Origin of the sequence: Pseudomonas sp. 14A (assembly GCF_018132745.1) — a bacterium.
GTDB lineage: Bacteria > Pseudomonadota > Gammaproteobacteria > Pseudomonadales > Pseudomonadaceae > Aquipseudomonas > Aquipseudomonas mercuritolerans.
Genome location: NZ_JAGRQJ010000001.1, coordinates 302,803 through 327,550, shown reverse-complemented (window position 1 = coordinate 327,550; position 24,748 = coordinate 302,803). Strand labels below are relative to the sequence as shown.

Annotated in this window: 21 protein-coding genes; 9 read left to right on the top strand and 12 right to left on the bottom strand. The window is 61.4% G+C overall.

The window, feature by feature from the left end; translation table 11 throughout:
- Positions 1-276: 276 nt before the first annotated feature.
- The 8 genes from PS14A_RS01350 to PS14A_RS01315 form a co-directional block, all read right to left on the bottom strand.
- Positions 277-1,863 carry an AAA family ATPase gene (locus tag PS14A_RS01350; RefSeq protein WP_212615109.1) on the bottom strand — a complete coding sequence of 529 codons (1,587 nt, stop codon included), beginning with the start codon at positions 1,861-1,863 and terminating at the stop codon, positions 277-279.
- A gap of 10 nt (positions 1,864-1,873) precedes the next feature.
- On the bottom strand, positions 1,874-2,974 hold the full coding sequence (gene aroB, locus PS14A_RS01345; protein ID WP_125917441.1) for a 3-dehydroquinate synthase: 1,101 nt from the start codon (positions 2,972-2,974) through the stop codon (positions 1,874-1,876).
- Positions 2,975-3,126: 152 nt separating this feature from the next.
- Positions 3,127-3,645, bottom strand: a complete 519-nt coding sequence (gene aroK / locus PS14A_RS01340) for a shikimate kinase AroK (protein ID WP_024011270.1) — start codon at positions 3,643-3,645, stop codon at positions 3,127-3,129.
- A gap of 4 nt (positions 3,646-3,649) precedes the next feature.
- Positions 3,650-5,728, bottom strand: a complete 2,079-nt coding sequence (pilQ, locus tag PS14A_RS01335; RefSeq protein ID WP_122611068.1) for a type IV pilus secretin PilQ — start codon at positions 5,726-5,728, stop codon at positions 3,650-3,652.
- 13 nt (positions 5,729-5,741) lie between these two features.
- The gene (locus tag PS14A_RS01330; protein ID WP_122611069.1) at positions 5,742-6,266 is read right to left on the bottom strand and encodes a pilus assembly protein PilP; all 525 of its coding nucleotides are present in this window, start codon (positions 6,264-6,266) and stop codon (positions 5,742-5,744) included.
- Positions 6,263-6,886: a type 4a pilus biogenesis protein PilO gene (gene pilO, locus PS14A_RS01325; RefSeq protein WP_137215140.1), complete on the bottom strand. Its 624-nt coding sequence runs from the start codon at positions 6,884-6,886 to the stop codon at positions 6,263-6,265. The genes PS14A_RS01330 and pilO overlap by 4 nt, the downstream gene beginning before the upstream one ends.
- Positions 6,883-7,449, bottom strand: coding sequence for a PilN domain-containing protein (locus PS14A_RS01320; protein ID WP_212615108.1), 567 nt, complete (start codon positions 7,447-7,449; stop codon positions 6,883-6,885). Before PS14A_RS01320 ends, pilO begins: the two co-directional genes overlap by 4 nt.
- Positions 7,449-8,513 (bottom strand): pilus assembly protein PilM, encoded by a 1,065-nt coding sequence (locus PS14A_RS01315; RefSeq protein ID WP_130911780.1) that lies wholly within the window; start codon positions 8,511-8,513, stop codon positions 7,449-7,451. The genes PS14A_RS01320 and PS14A_RS01315 overlap by 1 nt, the downstream gene beginning before the upstream one ends.
- A 216-nt stretch (positions 8,514-8,729) precedes the next feature.
- Between PS14A_RS01315 and PS14A_RS01310 the strand changes: the two genes are divergently transcribed.
- Positions 8,730-11,177 carry a penicillin-binding protein 1A gene (locus PS14A_RS01310; protein WP_137215138.1) on the top strand — a complete coding sequence of 816 codons (2,448 nt, stop codon included), beginning with the start codon at positions 8,730-8,732 and terminating at the stop codon, positions 11,175-11,177.
- Positions 11,178-11,506: 329 nt separating this feature from the next.
- On the opposite strand, the gene PS14A_RS01305 is transcribed toward PS14A_RS01310, so the two are convergent.
- The 3 genes from PS14A_RS01305 to rpmE all read right to left on the bottom strand — a co-directional run bounded on the left by PS14A_RS01305 (position 11,507) and on the right by rpmE (position 14,005).
- On the bottom strand, positions 11,507-12,775 hold the full coding sequence (locus PS14A_RS01305) for a malic enzyme-like NAD(P)-binding protein (RefSeq protein ID WP_016772053.1): 1,269 nt from the start codon (positions 12,773-12,775) through the stop codon (positions 11,507-11,509).
- 184 nt (positions 12,776-12,959) lie between these two features.
- The gene (locus PS14A_RS01300; protein WP_212615107.1) at positions 12,960-13,742 is read right to left on the bottom strand and encodes a thermonuclease family protein; all 783 of its coding nucleotides are present in this window, start codon (positions 13,740-13,742) and stop codon (positions 12,960-12,962) included.
- Positions 13,743-13,783: 41 nt separating this feature from the next.
- Positions 13,784-14,005 (bottom strand): 50S ribosomal protein L31, encoded by a 222-nt coding sequence (rpmE, locus tag PS14A_RS01295; RefSeq protein ID WP_016772055.1) that lies wholly within the window; start codon positions 14,003-14,005, stop codon positions 13,784-13,786.
- Between the two features lie 288 nt (positions 14,006-14,293).
- Between rpmE and PS14A_RS01290 the strand changes: the two genes are divergently transcribed.
- Positions 14,294-16,513 (top strand): primosomal protein N', encoded by a 2,220-nt coding sequence (locus PS14A_RS01290; protein ID WP_122699853.1) that lies wholly within the window; start codon positions 14,294-14,296, stop codon positions 16,511-16,513.
- A gap of 118 nt (positions 16,514-16,631) precedes the next feature.
- Here PS14A_RS01290 and PS14A_RS26710 read toward each other — a convergent pair whose 3' ends face one another.
- Complete coding sequence (locus tag PS14A_RS26710; RefSeq protein ID WP_016772057.1) at positions 16,632-16,754, bottom strand: hypothetical protein; 123 nt, start codon at positions 16,752-16,754, stop codon at positions 16,632-16,634.
- Between PS14A_RS26710 and argS the strand changes: the two genes are divergently transcribed.
- The 7 genes from argS to phaZ all read left to right on the top strand — a co-directional run bounded on the left by argS (position 16,753) and on the right by phaZ (position 24,692).
- Positions 16,753-18,489 carry an arginine--tRNA ligase gene (gene argS, locus PS14A_RS01285; protein WP_212615106.1) on the top strand — a complete coding sequence of 579 codons (1,737 nt, stop codon included), beginning with the start codon at positions 16,753-16,755 and terminating at the stop codon, positions 18,487-18,489. The two genes, PS14A_RS26710 and argS, sit on opposite strands and share 2 nt — an antisense overlap.
- A 1-nt stretch (position 18,490) precedes the next feature.
- Complete coding sequence (locus PS14A_RS01280) at positions 18,491-19,201, top strand: SPOR domain-containing protein (protein ID WP_016772059.1); 711 nt, start codon at positions 18,491-18,493, stop codon at positions 19,199-19,201.
- 232 nt (positions 19,202-19,433) lie between these two features.
- Positions 19,434-19,964, top strand: a complete 531-nt coding sequence (gene hslV, locus PS14A_RS01275; RefSeq protein ID WP_007968352.1) for an ATP-dependent protease subunit HslV — start codon at positions 19,434-19,436, stop codon at positions 19,962-19,964.
- Positions 19,965-20,019: 55 nt separating this feature from the next.
- Positions 20,020-21,357, top strand: coding sequence for an ATP-dependent protease ATPase subunit HslU (gene hslU / locus PS14A_RS01270; RefSeq protein ID WP_016772060.1), 1,338 nt, complete (start codon positions 20,020-20,022; stop codon positions 21,355-21,357).
- A gap of 77 nt (positions 21,358-21,434) precedes the next feature.
- On the top strand, positions 21,435-21,806 hold the full coding sequence (locus PS14A_RS01265) for a DUF971 domain-containing protein (protein WP_137215136.1): 372 nt from the start codon (positions 21,435-21,437) through the stop codon (positions 21,804-21,806).
- A 257-nt stretch (positions 21,807-22,063) separates the two neighbouring features.
- On the top strand, positions 22,064-23,743 hold the full coding sequence (gene phaC, locus PS14A_RS01260) for a class II poly(R)-hydroxyalkanoic acid synthase (RefSeq protein WP_212615105.1): 1,680 nt from the start codon (positions 22,064-22,066) through the stop codon (positions 23,741-23,743).
- Positions 23,744-23,837: 94 nt separating this feature from the next.
- Positions 23,838-24,692 carry a poly(3-hydroxyalkanoate) depolymerase gene (gene phaZ, locus PS14A_RS01255; RefSeq protein ID WP_016772063.1) on the top strand — a complete coding sequence of 285 codons (855 nt, stop codon included), beginning with the start codon at positions 23,838-23,840 and terminating at the stop codon, positions 24,690-24,692.
- The last annotated feature ends 56 nt before the right edge of the window (positions 24,693-24,748 follow it).

Here is a 24,748-nt window from a genome sequence, read left to right as displayed (position 1 = left end):
CGTACGCCGGCTTAGCGGGGGCAAAAGGGTGGTCATTGTACACAGCGACACAGAGGCTCACAAATTTGACGACGAACTGTCGCAAATTCATGTCGCATTTGTGAAAGGTTTAAAACGATCTGCTGTGCTAGTCAAAACTTTTTTAAATTCTGACCGCAACGACTCAAAAACTACTGTGACGCAGACACCACAAGGCACGCATCCTTTTCAGAAAGCGCGCACTTATGGAGATTTTGAGGTGCCGGGAGAGGCGGCCTGGGTAAGGCCGCCGAATCTTCAGCGAGTTGTTGCCAGTTCCTGTTGGACGCTGGCGACAGTGCGAGGCCAAGGTTTACCAGCCTGAACCTTCGCTGGCAAGGCCTTGATGGCAGAAACGGCCGCATCACGATTGGCGAAGTTGCCGTAGGTGATCACGTAAAGCGGCTTGCCGTTGAGGACTTTCTTGAAATAACGGTACTCGCCGCCCTGCTCCTTGACGAAGTTCTGCGCGGCGGTTTCCGAGCTGGTACCGAGGATCTGCACCACGTAGTTGCTGGTCGGCTGACCGGCGTACCAGCTGCCACCGGCGGCTTTGGCCACGGTGACTGGCTTGTCGGCAGGCTTGGCCGGAGCAGGAGCCGGTTTCGCGGCTGGCGCCGGAGTGGCCGGAGCAGGCTTGGCTGTGGCGATCTGCGTCGGCGCCGGGGTTGGTGCCGGTTTGGCGGCAGGGGTCGGGACCGGTGTCGGCGCAGGACCGGCCGGAACGCCAGCAGGCGGCGCGGAGGTGGTTACGGTCGGCGGGGTATCGCTGGAGCCTTCCAGCGGCACGCCGTCGTCGCCTTCGGTGATGCCACCGGCGGCTTCTGCCAGCGGGCCACGCATGACCGGCTGCGAGTTGCCGACCAATGGCAGCGGCATCGGCTGGGTGTTGCCGGCGAATTCGACGGACGGGTTGGCGCCATTCGCTGCGCCCTGACCCAATGGCAGTTGCGCCTGTTCATTGGCCGGAGCACCGGTGGTCGGTGCCTTGCTGCGACCCGGCATCAGCCAGGCGGCGGCAACCGCGACCACAACGACGGCGGAAATCGCCAATACGTGTTTCTTCGGCATGTTGAACCCCATACTTGGACGCTTGACCGCGGAGCGGCTGGCAATCATGACTTCGATCAGTGCATCGCGAGCGACCTGGTTGATGTTGCCTGGCCAGCCCTCGGAGCTTTCGTGAATATCAGAGATCTGATCTGCGGTGAAAAGTTCGACACCCCGACCCGCGCCTTCCAGCCGCTGGTCGAGATATTCGCGGGTCTCTTCTTCGGTGTACGACTGCAATTCGATGACATGGAAACGCTCTTCTTCGAGCTGCAACGCCTCGAGCTGAGCGATCAGCGACGACTCGCCGAAGAGGAATACATGCGGACGACCTTCCGGCGTGCCGGCGCCGAGCGCCATCAACGCTTCCAGCGCGGACTCGTCGAGCTGCTCGGCATCGTCCACCAGCAGATAGACTTCCTGCCCGGTCAGACCCAGTTGCACCACCTGCTCGAGAATCGCACCGACTTCGGCCTGAGCGACATCCAGCGCCTGCGCCACCTGGCGCAGCACGCCGGCCGCATCACCGGCGCCACGGGCGGAAACCACCACGCTTTGCACCGATTGCTTGTTGGTACTGGCAACGAGCGCCTGCCGCAGCAGGGTCTTGCCGCTGCCTTGCGGGCCGGTGACCACCAGCAGCAACTGGCTGTAGCGCGCCAGGTGATGCAGTTGACCCAGCACCGGTTTGCGCTGGGCCGGGAAGAATTTGAAGCCCGGCACCCGTGGCGCGAACGGGTCGTGACTTAACTGGAAATGGCCGAGAAACGCCTCGTCGGCATGCAAACTAGTCATCGGAATCGTTTTAACCTTTAAGCTGAGCCAGGGCGCGGTAATCCGCTCCCAGCGTGGCCTGTAGAACCTCTTTCGGATAATCGTCGGTCACTACCGCTTCGCCCATCCGGCGCAGCAGCACCAGGCGCAGACGACCGTCGATCACTTTTTTATCAATTGCCATGTGTTGGAGAAAATCGGCTTCGCTCATCTCTTCAGGCGGAATCACCGGCAAGCCGGCACGCTGGAACAGACGAATGCCGCGATCACGCTCCTGCTCGCTGATCCAGCCCAGGCGCGCAGACATTTCCAGCGCCATCACCGTGCCCGCCGCCACCGCCTCGCCATGCAGCCAGACACCATAGCCCATGTGGGTTTCGATGGCGTGCCCGAAGGTGTGGCCGAGGTTGAGCGTGGCGCGCACGCCGGTTTCCTTTTCATCGGCACCGACCACCGCAGCCTTGGCCGCGCAGGAACGCTCGATCGCATAGGTCAGCGCGGTCTGGTCCAGCGCACGCAGGGCGTCGACGTTTTTTTCCAGCCAGGTCAGGAACGGTTCGTCGCAGATCAGACCGTACTTGATGACTTCCGCCAGGCCCGCCGACAATTCGCGCTCCGGCAGGGTTTTCAGCGATGCGGTATCGATCAGCACCACGTTCGGCTGATAGAACGCGCCGACCATGTTCTTGCCCAGCGGATGATTGATGCCGGTCTTGCCGCCAACCGAGGAATCGACCTGCGACAACAGCGTGGTAGGAATCTGAATGAAGTCGACGCCGCGCTGATAGCAGGCGGCAGCGAACCCGGCCATGTCGCCGATCACCCCGCCGCCCAAGGCGATCACGGTGGTGCGGCGGTCATGACGGGCGGTCAGCAGACCATCGAAAATCAGTTGCAGGGTTTCCCAGTTCTTGAAGGCTTCGCCATCAGGCAGCACCACCGAGATCACCGAGAACTGCGCAAGGCTGCGGGTCAGACGTTCGAGATAGAGCGGCGCGACGGTTTCGTTGGAGATGATTGCCACCTGCCGCCCATGGATATGCGGCGCCAGCAGTTCCGGCTGATCCAACAGACCTTCGCCAATATGAATCGGGTAGCTGCGCTCGCCTAGATCGACCTTGAGTGTCTGCATGTGTCCCCACAGTGAAGATGGAAGCAGGCATCCTGCCCTGAAATTATTAGTGTTCTGCGGCCTGTAGCGGTATGACGCCGCTCGCCCGGCATCCGCCACACCCTCGGCGGGCGCTGACAGGACGCCGAGGATAGCGCATTTCGGACGATGCTTTAACGGGGCGGCAACTGCGCAAGGCGGTCGAGAATGTCGAGCACCACCATGCGTGGCGGCCGCTCGTCGGTTTCCACCACCAGATCGGCGATTTCCCGATAAAGCGGATCACGGATCTCGAGCAGGTCGCGCAGGGTTTTCGCCGGATCGGCGGTGCGCAGCAGCGGCCGATTGCGATCACGGGAGGTGCGGCCGACCTGCTGCTCGACGGAGGCGTGCAGATACACCACGCGCCCGCCTTCATGCAGGGCCTTGCGATTGGCATCACGCATCACCGCGCCGCCGCCGGTCGCCAGCACCACGCCATCGAACGCGCACAGCTCGGCGATCATCGCCTGCTCGCGGTCACGAAAGCCTGGCTCGCCTTCCTTATCGAAGATCCATGGGATATTGGCACCCGTGCGCAGCTCAATTTCCTTGTCGGAATCCTTGAACGGCAGGCGCAGCTCTTTGGCCAGCAATCGGCCGATGGTGCTTTTGCCAGCACCCATCGGTCCTACAAGTATCAAATTTCGCACAGAATCAACGACTCACAGCAATCGCCTGGTTATTCATGATACGCGGAGTGAGAAATACCAGCAGCTCGGATTTTTTCTCCGAAACCACATCACGCCGGAAAAGGCGGCCAAGATACGGCACATCGCCAAGAAATGGCACCTTATCTACGACCTTGCTTTGAGTATTTGAAAAAACACCGCCGATTACGATGGTCTCGCCGTCATTTACAAGCACTTTGGCGTTGACCTCGTTTTTCTTGATCGGCGGCACATCCTGCACTTTGTTCAGGTAGTCGGGCTCATCCTTGGTGACCTTGACCTCCATGATGATGCGGTTGTCCGGTGTGATCTGCGGAGTGACTTCCAGCGACAGCGAGGCCTCCTTGAACGACACCGAGGTCGCGCCGCTGGAGCTGGCCTCCTGATAGGGGATCTCGGTGCCTTTGAGGATCTTCGCGGTTTCCTTGTCCGAGGTGACCACTTTCGGCTGCGAGACGATTTCACCGTTGCCGGTCTTTTCCATCGCCGTCAGTTCGAGATCCAGCAGCACGTTGTCGGTGATGAATGCGATGCCGATCCCCGAAGTGTTATTGACCGTGCCCATGTCGACGAACGGCGAGTTGGTGCCGGTGCTGCCCGGCGTACCGATAGTGCTCGACGAACCGTTGACCCCGGAGGCGTTCCAGTTGCCCTTGTTCTGCACCGAACCGCCCCAGCGCACGCCCAGGCTCTTGTCATAATCGACGTTGGCCTCAACGATGCGCGCCTCGATCATCACCTGGCGTACCGGAATATCCAGCTGCGCGACGATCCGCCGGAGTTCGTCGAGGCGATCCTGGGTCTGGTAGGCAATGATGTTGTTGGTTCGCTCATCGACGGTAATCGAACCGCGCTCGTCGACCTTCGCCTCGGCACTGGTCACCGACTGGAACAGCTTTGCAATGTCCGCTGCCTTAGCGTAATTGACCTGTAGCAGCTCGCGCCGCAGTGGCGCCAGCTCGGCGATCTGCTTCTGCGATTCCAGCTCCTGACGCTCACGAGCGGCAATTTCATCGGCCGGCGCGACCAGCAGCACATTGCCGATCTTGCGCTTGTCCAGGCCCTTGGTTTTCAACACCAGATCCAGCGCCTGATCCCACGGCACGTTCTGCAGGCGCAAGGTGATACCGCCCTGCACCGTATCGCTTGCTACGAGGTTGAGGTTGGTGAAGTCCGCGATCAGTTGCAGCACCGAGCGCACGTCGATGTCCTGAAAATTCAGTGACAGCTTGTCGCCGACATAGGCCTGACGGTCGGCGTTGCGCTTTTGCAGGTCGTCGATGCTCATCGGCCGCACGCTCACGGTGAGCTTGTTGTCGGTCTGAAACGTGGAGTAGTCGAAGGTGCCGCTGGGCTCGACGCTGATGACGGTGCGATCGCCGGTGAGCGCTGCGTTGACGAACTGCACCGGCGTGGCGAAGTCCTTGACGTCGAGGCGCACGCGCAGCTTTTCCGGTAATTGCGTGCGGGCGAAGCTGAGGATGATCTTGCCATCGTGCTCCTGGATATCCGGGGCGATGGTCGGATCAGAGAGGTCGATGACTACGTTGCCCTCGCCCTCGGTGCCGCGCTGGAAATCGACGCCGCGAATCGCCCTGCTGCGTTGCGCGGCTGGTCTGGCCGGTGCCGCGGCGGCCGTGGCGGCACGCGGTGCAACGGCAGCCGGGCGCGGCGCAGTCGCGGAAGCGCCCTGACCGACCACCACAAACAGATTATTGCCCTCGACCCGCGTGCTGTAAGGCGCCAACTGCGTCAGGCTGACAATCAGCCGCGTACGATCCTTGGCTTCGGCTACCGTGGCCGTGCGCGCATTGCCGCTGCCCAGATCGAGATTCCTGTTGGCCAACTGGCTGGTCACGCCCGGCAGATCCAGCGCGATGCGTGCCGGCGACTCGGTTGTGTAGCCCTTGGGCTGTGGTGGCGGGCCGTCGAACGACAGCTTCAGTTCGACGCGGTCACCCGGCAGCGCGGCAACATCCAGCGCTTTCAGACTGGCCGCCATTACCATCGGTGACACCAGCGCTATCCATAGCGAAAAACCGAGGGTGGAGAAAATCCTGTTCATTGTTCGACTTCCACTATGAGTGCTCTTTCAAAGGAATGGTGCGCGGCCGCTCCAGCCAGGCGCCGGCGCCGTCGGGCACGATCTCAACGACATCGACCTGGGTAGCGCTGATGGCGACAATGCGGCCGTCGTTGCGGCCCAGGTAGTCGCCGACCTTGAGACGATGCACCCCGCCTGCGCCGCGCAGCAGCGCGAACGAGCCCGAGGCATTGGCGATCGTGCCAACCATTTCGAACTGCTCGATATTGAACCCTTCAAGGTATTGCTTGACGCGGTTGGGGTCGGGTTTGACGTTGCGCGACCCATGCTTCTGCCCGGCCAGATCGACCCGCGCCTGCCGCGAAAACGGACTGCGCAGGTTGGCGGCGCTGTAAGTGAATGTGGGGTAAGACCGGAATGTCGGCGTTGGTTCAATCTTGCCCGCCGGGCGCAGGCGCACTTCGTTGAGGTAAGCATCGAGGTCGCTGAAGTCATCGCCGCCACCGCAGCCGCTCAACGCCAGCATCATGGGCAGGACGAGATAACGAATCGGGGTCATTTCTCCAGCCCCTTGTCGTTATAGCGGTACGTCTTGGCAAGAATACTCATGCGCAGCTTCGTCCCGCCCTCGGGATTGGCCGGAGCCAGTTCGAAATCGTGCAGAGTGACAATCCGTGGCAGGCCGGCGACGCCGCTGACGAAGGTCGCGAGGTCGTGATAGGCACCGGTTACGGTGATCTGGATCGGCAGTTCGATGTAGAACGGCTGGGTCACTTCCGGCAGCAGCTTGATTTCCTCGAATTCCAGGCCGCTGCCCAGACCAGTGCGGGTGATATCTTCGAGCAGGCCCGGCACTTCGGTGTCGCTGGGCAATTGCCGCAGCAGCACGCCGAAGGTGTTTTCCATTTCCTTCATTTGCTGGGTATAGAGCTCAAGGTTCGCCGACAGCCGCGCCTTGCTGGCGAATTGTTCCTTGAGGGTGATTTCTTCTTCGCGCTTGAGGTCGAGCTGATTTTCCATATCGCTGATAAAGAAGTAATAGCCAAGCGCGAGGATCAACACCATCACCAGCGCACCGCACAGGGTTTTCACTGCCGGTGGCCAGGAGCCGATGTTGCTGGTGTCGAGATCGTTGAAATCGATGTTGCGCAGGCCCTGCAGCCACTCGGAGGCTTTCATTGCTCGTCCTCCACAACCTTGGGCTGGGTCTGACGAACGGTCAGCTGGAAGATGTTGGCCTGCTCGACCTGATCGGCGCTGTTGGCCTTGACCTCGTTCAGGCTTGGCGCGTCGAACCAGTCGGACGCGTCGAGATTGCGCATCAGCTCGGAGACCCGGTTGTTCGACTCCGCCGCGCCACTGATGGACAGGGTCTTGCCGGCCATTTTCACATCGGTGAAATACACGCCGTCCGGCAACGTGCGCGCCAACTGATCGAAGATTCGCCCGCTGATCTGCCGGTTGCCCTGCAGGTCCTGGATGATACGCATGCGCTCGACCAGTTGCTGGCGGCGCGCCTTGAGCTCGCTGATCTGCTTGATGCGTTCGTCGACCACGGCAATCTGTTTGCCGATGTAATCGTTGCGCGCCATTTGCCGCTCGATGGCCGCAGTGATGATCTGGTCAGCAATCAGCACCGCGCCGATCGAGCCGGCCAGCACGCCGATCAGGACCAGCAGAAAGCGCTTGCGCCGTTCTTCGCGGCGCTCCTCGCGCCAGGGGAGAAGGTTGATCCGCGCCATCAGTCGAAACTCCTGAGCGCGAGCCCGCAGGCAATCATCAAGGCTGGCGCATCACTGGCCAGCGCCCCAGCATTGACCTTGCTGCCTAAAGCCATGTCGGCGAACGGGTTGGCGACCTGCGTCGGCGTGTCCAGACGCTGTTCGATCAGACGGTCCAGGCCGGGCACCGAGGCGGTGCCACCGGCCAGCAGGATATGGTCGACCGCGTTGTACTGGCCGGAGGCGAAGAAGAACTGCAGCGAACGCGAGACTTGCTGCACCAGCGCCTCGCGAAATGGCTGCAAGACCTCGCTGACGTAATCGTCAGGCAGCCCGCCCTGCTTTTTCGCCAGCCCCGCCTGTTCGATCGTCAGGCCGTAGCGGCGCTGGATCTCTTCGGTGAGCTGGCGTCCGCCGAACAATTGCTCGCGGGTGTAAATGATCTTGCCGTTGTGCAGGACGCTGAGGGTGGTCATGGTCGCGCCAATGTCGACCACCGCCACGGTCAGGCGCTCCTGGGAGGCCGCCAGATGCGTTGCCAGCAGGCCGAACGAGCGCTCCAGCGCGTAGGCCTCGACATCCACCACCCGCGCGGTCAGGCCGGCGAGCGCCAGCGCCGCTTCTCGTACCTCGACGTTTTCCTTGCGACAGGCGGCGAGCAGCACGTTGACCCGTTCCGGGTTGCGCGGCGAGACGCCCTGGACTTCAAAGTCGATGGCGACTTCGTCCAGCGGATAGGGAATGTATTGATCGGCCTCGATCTTGAGCTGGTTTTCCAGTTCGTCGTCGGACAGCCCAGCGTCCATCTCGATGACCTTGGTGATCACCGCCGAACCCGCCACCGCCACCGCCACGCTCTTGACCCCGGTACGCGCCTTGACCAGCAAGCGGCTCAGTGCCTGCCCGACGCCCTCGAGTTCGGCGATGTTCTTTTCGACCACGGCGTTCGCCGGCAACGGCTCCACCGCATAGGCCTCGACCCGGTAGCGCTCGCCCTGACGGCTCAGTTCCAGCAGCTTCACCGACGTGGAGCTGATGTCGATCCCCAGTAACGCATTGGTCTTTTTATTGAAGAGTCCCAGCACTACCAATTCCCTATGACTTTCCGTGAGTTACGGACTCTGTAATACGCATTGCGTTCCTTCACCCCCGTCTTGACAGAAGCGCCAATGACGCCTCCGACGGAAAAGTGCTTATAATGCCCAGCGATTTTTTCCGCTTTTTACTGCCCGCGCGGATGGCTCTGTGTGTAACCGCAGCCCCGTGCCAAATTCATTCTTTGCCCTGGATGTCCAAAAGCCTTGATTCGTCTGCTGAAATTTTTCGGTTGGTCCATCGTCGCCGTTTTCTGCGGACTGCTCTTAGGTCTCAGCGGCGCCTTTCTTTACCTTAGTCCGGGTTTGCCGTCTGTGGAGGCGCTGAGAAGCATTCAGTTGCAGATTCCTCTGCGCGTGTACAGCAGCGACAACAAGTTGATCGCAGAATTTGGCGAAATGCGCCGTACGCCGATCCGTTTCGCCGACATTCCGCCCAATTTCATCAATGCGTTACTAAGTGCTGAAGACGACAATTTTGCCAATCACTATGGCGTCGATCCGAGCAGCCTGATGCGCGCGGCAACGCAATTGGTCAAGAGCGGACACATTCAGTCCGGCGGCAGCACCATCACCATGCAGGTGGCGAAGAACTTCTTCCTCACCAGCGAGCGCAGCTTTTCGCGCAAAACCACGGAAATCCTGCTGGCCCTGCAGATCGAACGGCAGCTGACCAAGGACGAAATCCTGGAGCTGTACGTCAACAAGATTTACCTGGGCAACCGCGCATACGGCATCGAGGCGGCGGCGCAGGTGTATTACGGCAAATCGATCCGTGACATCAGCCTGGCGCAGATGGCGATGATCGCCGGTCTGCCAAAAGCTCCGTCGCGCTTCAACCCGCTGGCCAACCCGGCACGCAGCAAAGAACGCCGCGACTGGATCCTCGGGCGCATGTACAAGCTGGGCAAGATCAGCGAAGCCGACTACACCGCGGCGATCAACGAGCCGCTGAACGCCAGCTACCACGTGCCGACCCCGGAAGTGAACGCACCGTACATCGCCGAAATGGCCCGTGCCGAAATGGTCGGTCGTTATGGCAGCGAGGCCTACACCGAAGGCTTCCGTGTCACCACCACGGTGCCAAGCAATCTGCAGGAAATGGCCAACACCGCACTGCACGAAGGCTTGATGACTTACGACCAGCGCCACGGCTACCGTGGCCCCGAGTCGCGCCTGCCGGGCAAGACCCGCGAAGCGTGGGCCAGCGAACTGACCAAGCAGCGCACCATCAGCAGTCTCGAACCTGCGATCGTCACCCAGGTCGATAAAACCGGCCTGCAGGTGTTGACCCGCACCGGTGAAGAACACGTTGCCTGGGACACGATGAAATGGGCGCGACCGTTCCTCAATACCAACAGCATGGGCGCCAACCCGCGCCAGCCGTCGGATGTCGCGCAGGTCGGTGATCTGATCCGCGTGCAGCGCCAGACCGACAATTCGCTGAAATTCAGCCAGATTCCACAGGCTCAGGGCGCACTGGTGTCGCTGGATCCGCAGAACGGCGCGATCCGTTCGCTGGTGGGTGGCTTCGCTTTCGAGCAGAGCAACTACAACCGCGCCATGCAGGCCAAGCGTCAGCCTGGTTCGAGCTTCAAGCCGTTCGTTTACAGTGCCGCGCTGGATAATGGCTACACCGCTGCCAGCCTGGTCAACGATGCGCCGATCGTGTTCGTCGACGAGTACCTGGACAAGGTCTGGCGCCCGAAGAACGACACCAACACCTTCCTCGGCCCGATCCGCCTGCGTGAAGCGCTGTACAAGTCGCGCAACCTGGTGTCGATCCGCCTGTTGCAGGCCATGGGCGTGGGCAAGACCATCGACTACATCACCCGCTTCGGCTTCAACAAGCAGGACCTGCCGCCGAACCTGTCGCTGGCACTCGGCACCGCAACGCTGACACCAATGGAAATCGCCACTGGCTGGAGCACTTTCGCCAACGGCGGCTACAAGATCACCCCGTACATCATCGACAAGATCGAAAGCCGTAACGGCGACACGCTGTTCATCGCCAACCCGCCGACCGTGCCACAGGGTGGTTCGGCGACCGACGGGATCGCTGCGCCAGCCACCGAGTCGTTCACGGTCAACGCCACACCGGTTGCCGGTGAAGCGCCCGGCAATCCGGCAGTGCCGCAAGCGCCGGCCGTGGCCGAGCGGATTGTCGATGGACGTACCACCTACATCCTCAACAGCATGCTGCAGGACGTAATCAAACTCGGCACCGGCCGGCGCGCACTGGCCATGGGCCGCAGTGATATTGCCGGCAAGACCGGTACCACCAACGAATCGAAAGATGCCTGGTTCTCTGGCTACAACGCTGATTACGTGACCACCGTGTGGACCGGTTTCGACCAGCCGGAAAGCCTCGGTCGCCGTGAATTCGGCGGCACCGTGGCGCTGCCGATCTGGATGAATTACATGTCGGCCGCGCTGAAAGACAAGCCGCCACATGTGCAGCCTGAGCCGGAAGGTCTGCTCAGCCTGCGGGTGGATCCGGTCAGCGGCCGCGCCGCGACGCCGAGCACGCCGGGGGCGTACTTCGAACTGTTCAAGGCCGAAGACACGCCGCCATCGGTGAACGAGCTGGGCAACGGCGTTGTGCCAGGCAGCCCGCTGCCGGCGGATGAACAGGCGCCGATTGATCTGTTCTGATGCTGAGCTAATGAAAGCCCCGCCTTCGTGAGAAGTGCGGGGCTTTTTATTACCCGAAGATCAAAAGCCCCTCACCCTAACCCTCTCCCAGAGGGAGAAGGGACTTACCGAGTTGTCTGGGGTCAAACACCGACCTGAAAGTGTGGTGTCGATTATGGATTCAAAACCATACATTCAGGTCGGCGTAGCTCCCAAGCGTCCCCCAATCAGTCCCCCAATCAGTCCCCTCTCCATCTGGGAGAGGGTTAGGGTGAGGGGCTCTTGATCTTCAGGCAAAAAAAACCCCGACTCTCGCGAGCCGGGGCTTTTGTTTGAAGCGCTACAACGACTTAGCCGTTGAACACGTCATCCACGCTTTTCAGCGGGTAGTTCTTCGGATACGGCAGGGTGGCCACGCCGGTCTCGATCGCAGCCTTGGCCACGGCGTCGGAGATCAGGGTGATCAGGCGCTTGTCCATTGGTTTCGGAATGATGTACTCACGGCCGAATTCCAGCGGAGCACCGCCGTAGGCATCGCACACGTCCTGTGGAACAGGCAGTTTGGCCAGTTCGCGCAGGGCGTTGGCGGCGGCGACTTTCATTTCTTCGTTGATGCGCTTGGCGCGAACGTCCAGGGCACCACGGAAGATGAACGGGAAGCCCAGCACGTTGTTGACCTGGTTCGGGTAGTCCGAACGGCCGGTGGCCATGATCACGTCGCTACGGGTGGCGTGCGCCAGTTCCGGGGAGATTTCCGGATCCGGGTTGGAGCAGGCGAAGACGATCGGGTTGGCCGCCATCGACAGCAGGCCTTCGGCGCTCAGCAGGTTCGGACCGGACAGACCGACGAATACGTCAGCGCCTGCCAGTGCGTCTGCCAGTGTGCGCTTCTCGGTGGCGTGAGCGAATACGGCTTTGTACTGGTTCAGGTCGTCACGGCCGGAGTGGATCACGCCGGTACGGTCAACCATGAAGATGTTTTCGATGCGAGCACCCATGCTCACCAGCAGTTTCATGCAGGAGATGGCGGCAGCACCGGCGCCGAGGCAGACAATCTTCGCTTCCGGCAGGGTTTTGCCAGCGATTTCCAGGGCGTTGATCATGCCCGCAGCGGTCACGATCGCGGTGCCGTGCTGGTCATCGTGGAACACCGGAATATCGCACTGCTCGATCAGAGCGCGTTCGATCTCAAAGCACTCTGGCGCCTTGATGTCTTCCAGGTTGATGCCACCGAAGGTGATGGAGATGCGCTTGACGGTGTCGATGAAGGCCTGCGGGCTTTCCGAGTCGACTTCGATGTCGAATACGTCGATGCCGGCGAAACGCTTGAACAGCACGCCTTTGCCTTCCATTACAGGCTTGGAAGCCAGTGGGCCGAGGTTGCCCAGGCCGAGAATCGCGGTGCCGTCGGAAATGACTGCCACCAGGTTGCCCTTGCCGGTGTATTTGTAGGCCAGTTCAGGATCGCGAGCGATCTCGCGCACTGGTTCAGCTACGCCGGGGCTGTAGGCCAGCGACAGGTCGCGGGCGGTAGCAGTGGCCTTGGTGAGCTCGACACTCAGCTTCCCCGGACGAGGATTGGCGTGGTATTCGAGAGCGGCAGTTTTCAGATCAGACATTTTGGCATTCCGCTTTTTTACTGTTGGACAGACTGGTCAGCGAGGATACGCGCCTCGCAAAGTCCCCACAAGACTGGGCAGTCACCGCTGTCAAGCGCCCTGCCCTACGACTTTGGGCCAAGAGCCACGGCGCACAAGGGCTGGACTGTTCACAATAAGCCGTAAAAATGTCTACAATTTTTCTTCAGCGCTGTACGTGCAGCATCGAAGGATCGGTCAACGGCAGCAACCAGCGCGCCTGACCTTTTTGCAAACCACCGCGCCGTGATCGGTCAACCACCCAGCCACGCGCCTCGATCTGCCTGCCTTTCAATGCTTGCAAACCAGCACTGTCAAATTGTCCGACCAGATTGGGTGCAACCCGCAATACAAGCGTGTCCTGCAACTCGATCCAGATTCCGCCGCGATTGCACAGCACCTTGCTCACCCGACCGCTGACTACGGCGAAGCCCGAACGCTGGATCTGCTGCGCTTTCTGGACCGGCGATTGCCGCCAGAGACCAAGTCCGGCCTGTCGCGCGCTGCGTTCGGCGGCCTGTTGGCAGGCGACCAGATCGACGTTCGGCGCCACCGCGACCTGAAAACCCAGGCCAGCGGCAAGCATCTGCGCTTCGAGATTGGCACCGCTGACACTGTAAACATGCGCCAGCGTACGCCCGTAATGGTCTTTCGCCTGCTTGCCGGGTCGCAGACCGACCCGGCCGCCGCTGTCATCGACCAGCGCTTGCAGGCGTTTGCGCGCTGCCACGGCGAAGGGCTCGTCGCTGCGGCCCTGCTTGCCCAGCTCCGGCGTATTGAGGCCGATCAAGCGCACGCTGCGGCCATCGCTCAGGCGCAGGGTGTCGCCATCGACCACTCGCTGCACGGAAACGCTGGTCAGCCCTGCGGGTGCCGGGCAGAAGGCCTGGGCGGCGGACAGCCAAATCGCAGACACAAAAAAGGCGCCCGCAAGGGACGCCTTTTTCATCAGTCTGGAGCAGTCGAAACGACCATCCAAAATGATCAGCCTCAGGCTTTTTTGCCGACGCCGAAAGTAGCGAAACGGTCTGCGAACTTCTGCACACGGCCGCCGGTGTCCAGAGTCTTCTGCTTACCGGTATAGAACGGGTGGCATTCGTTGCAAACGTCGATCGCCAGGGCTTTGCCGTAGGTCGAACGAGTTTCGAACTTGTTACCGCAGCTGCAGGTAACAGCGATTTCCGGGTAGTTCGGATGGATTTCGGCTTTCATGGTGTCTTCCTCAGGCTAGCGTGCCGCCACCCAACACTATTGTTGAATACCGCACGTAATTAGGCCGCGGATTCTACCAGACCTTTTCAATCGCGCAAGCTGTCACCGAGACCGACCGTCTGCTAGGCTCCCGACCTTGAACGCATTCCCCTGTGGGAGCGAGCTTGCTCGCGAATGCGTTGTGTCAGTCAATGTCCAAGCGTCTGATACACCGCCTTCGCGAGCAAGCTCGCTCCCACAATTGATCTGCGTTCAACCCTTCTTTTGCGTTTATAGAGATCCCCCCGCGTGCCCGACGCCATTCTGCGCCTTGCCCTGCCTTCGCCTCTGCGCCGCCTGTTCGATTACCGGGCGCCGGCCGGGGTGCGGCGTGAGCAATTGCAGCCAGGCATGCGCCTGCGGGTGCCGTTCGGCCGGCGCGAGATGATCGGCATTCTGGTCGAGATCACCGACACCAGCGAAGTGCCGGCAGAAAAACTCAAGCCGGCGCTGGCCCTGCTCGACACGACTTCGCCGCTGCCGCCAGCGCTGTTCAAGCTGTGCCTGTGGACCGCGCAGTATTACCAACACAGCCTCGGCGACACTTTGAACTGGGCCTTGCCAGTGCTGCTGCGTCAGGGCGAGCTGGCCGAAGCCCGCCAGGAACGCTTCTGGTCGATTGCCCCCGGCGCCAGCGTTGACGACCCGCGAGTGGCCCGCGCGCCACGCCAGCGCGAGGCGCTGACCACGCTGGCCCAGCATCCCCACGGCGTCGCCCATCAGTTGTTGAGCAAACTGATGCTCAGCAAGGACAGCCTCGATCTGCTGCTGGCCAAGGGGCTGGTGCAGGTCGAAATCCGCCGCCATGCCCCCGGCGTTCGCCATGAACACTGGCTGGCGCAACCGGAGCTGCCGCTCAACAGTGAACAGCGTGCGGCGTATGAAGCGATTCGCGCCGGCTTCGACAGTTATCACGCTTTTCTCTTGGCTGGTGTCACTGGCAGCGGCAAGACCGAAGTCTATCTGCAACTGATCCGCGAAACCCTCGAAGCCGGCAAACAGGCCCTGGTACTGATTCCGGAGATCAACCTCGGCCCGCAGACCCTGGCGCGTTTCGAACAGCGCTTCAACGCGCGGATCGCCCTGCTGCACTCGGCGGTAAATGATCGCGAACGCCTGGAAGCCTGGCTCGCCGCCCGTGATGGCGAGGCCGACATTATTATCGGCACCCGCTCGGCGCTGTTCACGCCAATGAAAAATCCCGGGCTGATCATCATCGATGAAGAACACGACGGCTCCTATAAACAGCAGGAAGGTCTGCGCTACCACGCTCGCGATCTGGCGCTGGTACGCGCGCGGCAGGAAAACATCCCGATCGTGCTCGGCTCCGCCACGCCGTCGCTGGAAAGTCTGCACAACGCTTACACCGGCCGCTACGGCCTGCTGCGCCTGAACGAGCGCGCCGGCGGCGCCAAGCAACCGCGATTCCTGCGTCTGGACGTGAAAAGCCGTCCGCTCGACAGCGGTATTTCCGGGCCGATGCAGCAAGCCATCGGTCAGACCCTCGCCAACGGCCAGCAGGTGCTGGTGTTCCTCAACCGGCGCGGCTTTGCCCCGACCCTGCTCTGCCACGATTGCGGCTGGATGTCCGAGTGTTCGCGTTGCGATGCGCGCATGACCGTGCACCAGCGTTACGGCGAGTTGCGCTGTCACCACTGCGGCAACGTCGAGCGCACACCGCGCCAATGCCCGAAATGCAGCAAGGTCGATCTGCGCCCGGTCGGTGCCGGTACTGAACGCGCCGAAGAACGCTTGGCGATTCTGTTCCCGGATTACCCGGTACTGCGCGTCGATCGCGACAGCACCTCGCGCAAGGACGCGATGAATCAGTTGTTCGCGACGATCCAGAAAGGCCAGCCGTGCATTCTGGTCGGCACGCAGATGTTGGCCAAAGGGCACCACTTCCCACGGGTGACGCTGGTATCGATTCTGGATGCCGACGGCGGCCTGTTCTCCGGCGACTTCCGCGCCAGCGAGCGCATGGCGCAACTGATCGTGCAGGTCGCCGGGCGCGCCGGCCGGGCGGAGGAGCCGGGCAAGGTGATCATCCAGACGCACCTCGCCGACCACCCTTTATTGGTGCAACTGACCGAGCAGGGTTATTTCGCCTTCGCCGAACAAGCCTTGAGCGAACGCCGCGCGGCCGGGTTGCCGCCGTTCGCCCATCTGGCACTGTTGCGTGCCGAAGCGCACAAGCCGGGGCAGGCGGAAGGCTTTCTCGATGAAGCGTGCAGCGAGGCCGAACGCCTGCTGGCCGAATTGAATCTGAGCGGCATCGAATTGCTCGGGCCGGTGCCGGCACCGATGGAGCGCCGCGCCGGGCGTTATCGCGCGCAGCTGTTGTTGCAGGCGACTGCGCGGGCACCGCTGCACCGCTTGCTGGCCAGCTGGATGCTGGTGCTGGAGCAGATGCCGAGCGGGCGGGCCGTGCGCTGGTCGCTGGATGTTGATCCGGTGGATCTGTATTGAGCTGAAGATCGCTTTCGCGAGCAGGCTCGCTCCCACAGTGGATCAGCGCCGTACATACCTTGTGGGTCCTGCGCAAAACCTTGTGGGAGCGAGCCTGCTCGCGAAAGCGGACTTTTTGTCACCACATATCCACATCCTGCCTGCTAAGGTTGGCAAGCCCGTCTTCGCAACGGATAATGCCCAGTTTTTCCACCCGCGCATCGATGCGCCCGCCGCGCTTGCGGTCGAAAGAGAAGACCATGAAAGACACCATTCGCCAGCTGATCCAGCAAGCCCTCACCCAACTCGTCAACGAAGGTGTGTTGCCTGAAGGCCTGACGCCGGCGATTCAGGTGGAGAACGCCCGCGACAAGACCCACGGCGACTTCGCCAGCAACATCGCCATGATGCTGGCCAAGCCGGCCGGCATGAAGCCGCGCGATCTGGCGGAGAAAATCATCGCCGCCCTGCCCGCTGACGAGAACGTCACCAAGGCCGAAATCGCCGGCCCGGGCTTCATCAATTTCTTCCAGAACACCCAGGCCCTGGCCTCGCGCCTCGACGCCGCGCTGGCCGACGCCCGTGTCGGCGTGCGCAAGGCCGGCCCGGCGCAGCGCACCGTGGTCGATCTGTCGGCGCCGAACCTGGCCAAAGAGATGCACGTCGGCCACTTGCGCTCGACGATCATCGGCGACGGCGTGGCCCGCGTTCTTGAGTTCCTCGGCGACGAGGTGATCCGCCAGAACCACGTTGGCGACTGGGGCACTCAGTTCGGCATGTTGATGGCTTATCTGCAGGAAAACCCGATCACCAGCGACGAATTGTCCGATCTGGAAAACTTCTACCGTGCGGCCAAGCAGCGTTTCGACGAGTCCGAAGAATTCGCCGACCGCGCCCGTGGCCTGGTGGTCAAGTTGCAGGCTGGCGACGCTGAATGCCTGGCGCTGTGGACCAAGTTCAAGGACATCTCGCTGTCGCACTGCCAGAAGATCTACGAACTGCTCAACGTCAAACTGACCATGGCCGACGTCATGGGCGAAAGTGCCTATAACGATGACCTGATCAATGTGGTCAACGATCTCAAGGCTGCCGGCATGCTGGTCGAGAGCAACGGCGCCCAGTGCGTGTTCCTCGACGAGTTCAAGAACGCCGATGGCGATCCGCTGCCGGTGATCATCGTCAAGGCCGATGGCGGTTACCTGTACGCCACCACTGACCTGGCGGCCGTGCGCTACCGCAGCGGCAAGCTCAAGGCTGATCGCGCGTTGTATTTCGTCGACCAGCGCCAGGCCCTGCACTTTCAGCAGGTCTTCGCGGTGGCGCGCAAGGCCGGTTTCGTCACCCATCCGATGGAAATGGAACACATGGGTTTCGGCACCATGAACGGCGCCGATGGCCGTCCGTTCAAGACCCGTGATGGCGGCACCGTGAAGCTGATCGACCTGCTCACCGAAGCCCAGGAACGCGCCTACAACCTGGTGAAAGAGAAGAACCCGACCCTGGCCGAAGACGAGTTGCGCAACATCGCCAAGGTCGTCGGCATCGGCGCGGTGAAATACGCCGACCTGTCCAAGCATCGCACCAGCGACTACAGCTTCAACTTCGACCTGATGCTCAATTTCGAAGGCAACACCGCGCCGTATCTGCTGTACGCCTACACCCGCGTGGCCGGTGTGTTCCGTAAACTGGGCAAGGACTTCAGCGAAGTCGACGGCCAGATCGTCCTCGAAGCGGCGCACGAGCAAGAGCTGGCGGCGAAGCTGGCGCAGTTCGGCGAAGTGCTGAACAACGTCGCTGAAAAAGGCACGCCGCACATTCTCTGCACCTACCTGTACGACGTCGCCGGCCTGTTCTCCAGCTTCTACGAGAACTGCCCGATCCTCGCCGCCGACACCCCGGTGCAGATGCAGAGTCGTCTGCGTCTGGCCGCACTGACCGGTCGCACCCTCAAGCAAGGCCTGGAGCTGTTGGGTCTGGAAACTCTGGAGCGTATGTAAGTTGGCTGCCAAGAAAAAACCTGCACCCAAACGCGGCGCCAGCCGCTATCAGGCCCCGGCGAAACAACCGATTCCGGGCTGGCTGTGGATGGCCATCGGCCTGACCGTCGGCGCGTTCATCGTGTTTCTGATGAAACTGGAACCGGGCAAGGGCAGCGACACGGTCAAGCGCGAGAAAGTCGAACAGCAGCAGAAAGCGTCGAAGATCGCCGAGGCCAACAAGACTCCACCGAGCCCGACGCAACCGGTGAAGCCGAAGTACGACTTCTACACCCTGCTGCCGGAATCGGAAGTGATCGTGCCGCCGGACGCGGTGCCGGAGAAGACCCTGCCAACGCCGCAAGTGCCGGCCATCCCGACCACGCCGGTAACCCCGGCCGAAGCGGCGAAGATCGACACCGCACGGGCTCAAGCGGCTCTTGCCGGGATCACGCCGCCGCCAGCGCCACCCGTGAGCAAGGCCGCGCCAGTGACCAAGTTCTTCCTCCAGGCCGGTTCGTTCCGCAAGGAAACCGATGCTGACAAGGTGCGTGCGCAGATCATTCTGCTCGGCCAAGCCGTCGCGGTGGAGTCCGGCACGGTCAAGGATGAAACCTGGTACCGCGTCTTGGTCGGCCCGTTCAGCAACCGTGAACAACTGACCACGGCGCAGAAACAACTGGCCGGCGCCGGCTTCAGCAACCTGTTGTTACAACAACGCCAGAGCCGCTGACTTTACGTAGACAACCGCTCCCACAGGTAACGCAAATCCCCTGTAGGAGCTGCCGCAGGCTGCGATCTTTTGATTTTGCTTTCAGATCAGGATCAAAAGATCGCAGCCTTCGGCAGCTCCTACAGTTGATCACCGCTCGTCTCCTCTCCCGCGCTACAGTTGAAATCCCCTCCAGCACCCCCATATGAATGGGCATAAGGCATTTTCGCCCCGCTGCGTGGAGACTCTTCCCTTGACCACCATCGTTTCAGTCCGCCGCCACGGCAAAGTCGTCATGGGCGGCGACGGCCAGGTTTCTCTCGGCAACACCGTGATGAAAGGCAACGCCAAAAAGGTCCGTCGCCTGTACCACGGCCAGGTCATCGCCGGTTTCGCCGGTGCCACCGCCGACGCCTTCACCCTGTTCGAACGCTTCGAAGGCCAGCTCGAAAAACATCAGGGCCACCTGATCCGCGCCGCCGTCGAACTCGCCAAGGAATGGCGCACCGACCGCTCCCTGAGCCGCCTCGAAGCGATGCTCGCGGTTGCCAACAAGGATGCTTCGCTGATCATCACCGGCAACGGTGACGTGGTCGAACCTGAAGATGGCCTGATCGCCATGGGTTCCGGCGGCGCCTACGCGCAAGCCGCCGCCAGCGCCCTGCTGAAAAAGACCGACCTGTCGGCGCGCGAGATCGTCGAAACCGCTCTCGGCATCGCTGGCGACATCTGTGTATTCACCAACCACACCCAGACCATTGAGGAGCAGGATCTCGCTGAATAAGCCTGTTGCGGCCCATGTGCCACGGCTTGTTTCTGCTTGAGGACCGTCAATTACTATGTCCATGACTCCCCGCGAAATCGTCCACGAACTCAACCGCCATATCATCGGCCAGGACGATGCCAAGCGCGCCGTCGCGATTGCCCTGCGCAACCGCTGGCGCCGCATGCAGCTGCCTGAAGAGCTGCGCGTTGAGGTGACCCCGAAGAACATCCTGATGATCGGCCCGACCGGTGTCGGTAAAACCGAGATCGCCCGTCGCCTGGCGAAACTGGCCAATGCGCCGTTCATCAAGGTCGAAGCGACCAAATTCACCGAAGTCGGTTATGTCGGCCGTGACGTCGAGTCGATCATCCGTGACCTGGCCGATGCCGCGATCAAGATGCTCCGCGAGCAGGAAATGACCCGCGTACGCCACCGCGCCGAAGACGCCGCCGAGGATCGCATCCTCGACGCGTTGCTGCCGCCGGCACGCATGGGCTTCAGCAACGAAGAAGCGCCGAGCTCCGATTCCAACACGCGTCAGCTGTTCCGCAAGCGTCTGCGCGAAGGCCAGTTGGACGACAAGGAAATCGAAATCGAAGTCGCCGAAGTCTCCGGCATCGAGATCGCCACGCCGCCGGGCATGGAAGAGATGACCAACCAGCTGCAATCGCTGTTTGCCAACATGGGCAAGGGCAAGAAGAAGTCGCGCAAGCTCAAGGTCAAGGAAGCGCTGAAACTGGTGCGCGATGAAGAAGCCGGGCGTCTGGTGAACGAAGAAGAACTGAAGGCCAAGGCGCTGGAAGCGGTCGAGCAGCACGGTATCGTCTTCATCGACGAGATCGACAAGGTCGCCAAGCGCGGCAATGTCGGCGGCGCCGATGTCTCCCGCGAAGGCGTACAGCGCGACCTGCTGCCGCTGATCGAAGGCTGCACCGTCAACACCAAGCTGGGCATGGTCAAGACCGACCACATCCTGTTCATCGCCTCCGGTGCGTTCCACCTGAGCAAGCCAAGCGATCTGGTGCCGGAGCTGCAAGGCCGTCTGCCGATCCGCGTCGAGCTCAAGGCGCTGAGCCCGGAAGACTTCGAACGCATCCTCAGCGAACCGCACGCCTCGCTCACCGAGCAATACTGCGCGCTGCTGAAGACCGAAGGCCTGAACATCCAGTTCCAGCCCGAGGGCATCAAGCGTCTGGCGGAGATCGCCTGGCAGGTCAACGAGAAGACCGAGAACATCGGTGCCCGTCGTCTGCATACCCTGCTCGAGCGTCTGCTCGAAGAGGTGTCGTTCAGCGCCGGCGACCTGGCCAGCGCCCACGATGACAAGGCGATTCTGATCGACGCCGACTACGTCAACAGCCACCTCGGCGAATTGGCGCAGAACGAAGATCTGTCCCGCTACATTCTGTAGAACGGCAAGCTACAAGCTACAAGCGGCAAGCTGAGTTAAGCTTGCAACTTGTAGCTTGCAGCTAAAGGCTGTTTTTCATGATTCCCACCGACATCAAACTGCACAAAGCCTCGAAAACCCTGACGCTCAAATATGCGTCCGGCGAGGAATACACTCTGCCCGCCGAGTTTCTGCGCGTGCACTCTCCCTCCGCCGAGGTCCAGGGCCACGGCAAACCGATCCTGCAATTCGGCAAGCTCAACGTGGGTCTGAGCAAGCTGGAACCGGCTGGCAACTATGCACTGAAACTGACCTTCGACGACGGTCACGACAGTGGCCTGTTCACTTGGGAATACCTCTACGAACTTGGCAAACGCCAGAACGAACTCTGGGACGATTATCTTGCGGAGCTGCGCGCTGCCGGGAAATCCCGCGATCCGAACGAGTCGTTCGTCAAGCTGATGCTCTAGGCCGTGGCTCTCGCTCTTTAGAGGGCATTTTCTAACTTCATCTGTTTGAATGCTCCGCGCATACGGCCCCGGATCGGCCGCTTGCGAAAAAAATTAAACTCGGGTAACCAATGGAGCTGGCAAGTTCCCTGCAGTGCTCTACGACTGTAAAGCAGCTATGCAGAATCAACGGTCACCCGAGCAGTAGTACCCGGCATTGGCTGTGGAAGCGACAGCGTGAAACCGGGTACTCGTCTCAGGACAATGGAGCGTCGTAGATGAGTGACAAGAATAACGATGACCTGAAGTACCAAGCCTCGGAAAATACTCTGGGGCTTAACCCCGTCGTCGGGCTGCGCGGAAAGGATCTGCTGGCCTCTGCTCGAATGGTGCTGAAACAGGCCATCAGACAACCGATTCACAGCGTCAGGCACGTGACCCATTTCGGCCTCGAGCTGAAGAACGTGCTGCTGGGGAAATCCGCGCTGCAACCGGCCGGTGATGACCGCCGCTTTGCCGACCCGGCGTGGAGCCAGAACCCTCTGTACAAACGCTATCTGCAAACCTACCTGGCCTGGCGCAAGGAATTGCATGCCTGGATTGATGACAGCAGCCTGTCCCCCAAAGACATCGCTCGCGGACATTTCGTCATCAACCTGATGACCGAAGCCATGGCGCCGACCAACACGGCGGCCAACCCGGCGGCGGTCAAACGCTTTTTCGAAACCGGCGGCAAAAGCCTGCTCGATGGCCTCTCGCATCTGGCCAAGGATCTTGTGCACAACGGCGGCATGCCGAGCCAGGTCAACATGGGCGCGTTCGAGGTCGGCAAGAGCCTCGGCGTCACCGAAGGCGCTGTGGTGTTTCGCAATGATGTGCTGGAGCTGATCCAGTACCGGCCGATCACCGAGCAGGTCCACGAGCGCCCGCTGCTGGTCGTGCCGCCGCAGATCAACAAGTTCTACGTTTTCGACTTGAGCCCGGACAAAAGCCTGGCGCGCTTCTGCCTGCGCAACAACGTGCCGACCTTCATCGTCAGTTGGCGCAATCCGACCAAGGCCCAGCGCGAATGGGGCCTGTCGACTTACATCGAAGCGCTGAAAGAGGCCGTTGATGTAGTCACCGCGATCACCGGCAGCAAAGATGTGAACATGCTCGGCGCCTGCTCCGGCGGCATCACCTGCACCGCCCTGCTCGGACACTACGCCGCGCTCGGCGAGAACAAGGTCAACGCCCTCACCCTGCTGGTCAGCGTGCTCGACACCACCCTGGACAGCGACGTCGCCCTGTTCGTCGACGAGCAGACCCTGGAGACCGCCAAGCGCCACTCCTACCAGGCCGGCGTGCTCGAAGGCAAAGACATGGCCAAGGTCTTCGCCTGGATGCGCCCCAACGATCTGATCTGGAACTACTGGGTCAACAACTACCTGCTCGGCAACGAGCCGCCGGTGTTCGACATCCTGTTCTGGAACAACGACACCACTCGCCTGCCCGCTGCGTTCCACGGCGACCTGATCGAGATGTTCAAAAACAATCCACTGATCCGCCCCAATGCACTGGAAGTGTGCGGCACGCCGATCGACCTCAAGCAGGTCACCGCCGACATCTTCTCGCTGGCCGGCACCAACGACCACATCACGCCGTGGAAGTCCTGCTACAAGTCGGCGCAGCTGTTCGGCGGCAAAGTCGAATTCGTGCTGTCGAGCAGCGGCCATATCCAGAGCATCCTCAACCCGCCGGGCAATCCGAAGTCGCGCTACATGACCGGCGAAGAGATGGCGCCGACCGCCGATGACTGGCAGGAAAACTCGACCAAACATACCGATTCCTGGTGGCTGTACTGGCAGGCATGGCTGGCCGAACGCTCGGGCAACCTGAAAAAGGCCCCGACGAAACTGGGCAACAAAGCGTACCCGGCAGGCGAGGCTTCGCCGGGCACTTACGTACATGAGAGATAGCGGCAAGTTTCAAGCTGCGAGCGACAAGCTGAGCGGGTTCTGCTTGAAGCTTGCGGCTTGCAGCTGCTCCCAACTGACCCGAAGGGTTTGACCCATGCCGCAACCGTTCATATTCCGCACCGTCGATCTGGATGGCCAGACCCTCCGCACGGCGGTGCGTCCCGGCAAGCCTCATTTGACGCCTCTGCTGATTTTCAACGGCATCGGCGCCAACCTGGAGCTGGTGTTTCCGTTTGTCGCAGCGCTCGACCCGGATCTGGAAGTGATCGCCTTCGACGTACCCGGGGTCGGCGGGTCGTCGACGCCCAACCGGCCGTATCGCTTCCCCGGCCTGGCCAAACTGACGGCGCGGATGCTCGACTATCTCGACTACGGTCAGGTCAATGTGATCGGCGTCTCGTGGGGCGGCGCCCTGGCGCAGCAGTTTGCCTACGACTACCCCGAGCGCTGCAAGAAACTGGTACTGGCGGCGACCGCGGCCGGTGCGGTGATGGTCCCCGGCAAACCGAAAGTACTGTGGATGATGGCCAGCCCGCGCCGCTACATCCAGCCATCCCATGTGATTCGCATCGCGCCGATGATCTACGGCGGCTCGTTCCGCCGCGATCCGACGCTGGCTGCCAGCCATGCGGCGAAAGTGCGCTCGGCGGGCAAGCTCGGTTACTACTGGCAGCTGTTCGCAGGCCTCGGCTGGACCAGCATCCACTGGCTGCACAAGATCCATCAGCCGACGCTGGTGCTGGCCGGCGATGACGACCCACTGATTCCGCTGATCAACATGCGCATGCTCGCCTGGCGCATTCCCAACGCGCAGTTGCACATCATCGATGACGGCCATCTGTTCCTGATTACCCGCGCCGAAGCGGTGGCGCCGATCATCATGAAGTTTCTCGAAGAGGAGCGTCTGCGCGCAGTCATGCACCCGCATCCGACCCCGCTCGGCGGCTGATCGCGGCGGCCTGCTTTATGCAGCACTTTTCAAATCAAGCGCGCGGCAGGACGCCG

Excerpts from the sequence above, each read along its gene's own strand:
- PS14A_RS01305 (WP_016772053.1), bottom strand. The coding sequence starts at position 12,775 with ATGTCTGATCTGAAAACTGCCGCTCTCGAATACCACGCCAATCCTCGT.
- PS14A_RS01330 (WP_122611069.1), bottom strand. The coding sequence starts at position 6,266 with ATGACCCCGATTCGTTATCTCGTCCTGCCCATGATGCTGGCGTTGAGC.
- PS14A_RS01265 (WP_137215136.1), top strand. The coding sequence starts at position 21,435 with ATGATTCCCACCGACATCAAACTGCACAAAGCCTCGAAAACCCTGACG.
- PS14A_RS01300 (WP_212615107.1), bottom strand. The coding sequence starts at position 13,742 with ATGAAAAAGGCGTCCCTTGCGGGCGCCTTTTTTGTGTCTGCGATTTGG.
- pilQ (WP_122611068.1), bottom strand. The coding sequence starts at position 5,728 with ATGAACAGGATTTTCTCCACCCTCGGTTTTTCGCTATGGATAGCGCTG.
- phaZ (WP_016772063.1), top strand. The coding sequence starts at position 23,838 with ATGCCGCAACCGTTCATATTCCGCACCGTCGATCTGGATGGCCAGACC.
- hslU (WP_016772060.1), top strand. The coding sequence starts at position 20,020 with ATGTCCATGACTCCCCGCGAAATCGTCCACGAACTCAACCGCCATATC.
- argS (WP_212615106.1), top strand. The coding sequence starts at position 16,753 with ATGAAAGACACCATTCGCCAGCTGATCCAGCAAGCCCTCACCCAACTC.
- rpmE (WP_016772055.1), bottom strand. The coding sequence starts at position 14,005 with ATGAAAGCCGAAATCCATCCGAACTACCCGGAAATCGCTGTTACCTGC.
- aroB (WP_125917441.1), bottom strand. The coding sequence starts at position 2,974 with ATGCAGACACTCAAGGTCGATCTAGGCGAGCGCAGCTACCCGATTCAT.
- phaC (WP_212615105.1), top strand. The coding sequence starts at position 22,064 with ATGAGTGACAAGAATAACGATGACCTGAAGTACCAAGCCTCGGAAAAT.
- PS14A_RS01320 (WP_212615108.1), bottom strand. The coding sequence starts at position 7,449 with ATGGCGCGGATCAACCTTCTCCCCTGGCGCGAGGAGCGCCGCGAAGAA.
- PS14A_RS01350 (WP_212615109.1), bottom strand. The coding sequence starts at position 1,863 with ATGACTAGTTTGCATGCCGACGAGGCGTTTCTCGGCCATTTCCAGTTA.
- PS14A_RS26710 (WP_016772057.1), bottom strand. The coding sequence starts at position 16,754 with ATGGTCTTCTCTTTCGACCGCAAGCGCGGCGGGCGCATCGATGCGCGG.
- pilO (WP_137215140.1), bottom strand. The coding sequence starts at position 6,886 with ATGAAAGCCTCCGAGTGGCTGCAGGGCCTGCGCAACATCGATTTCAAC.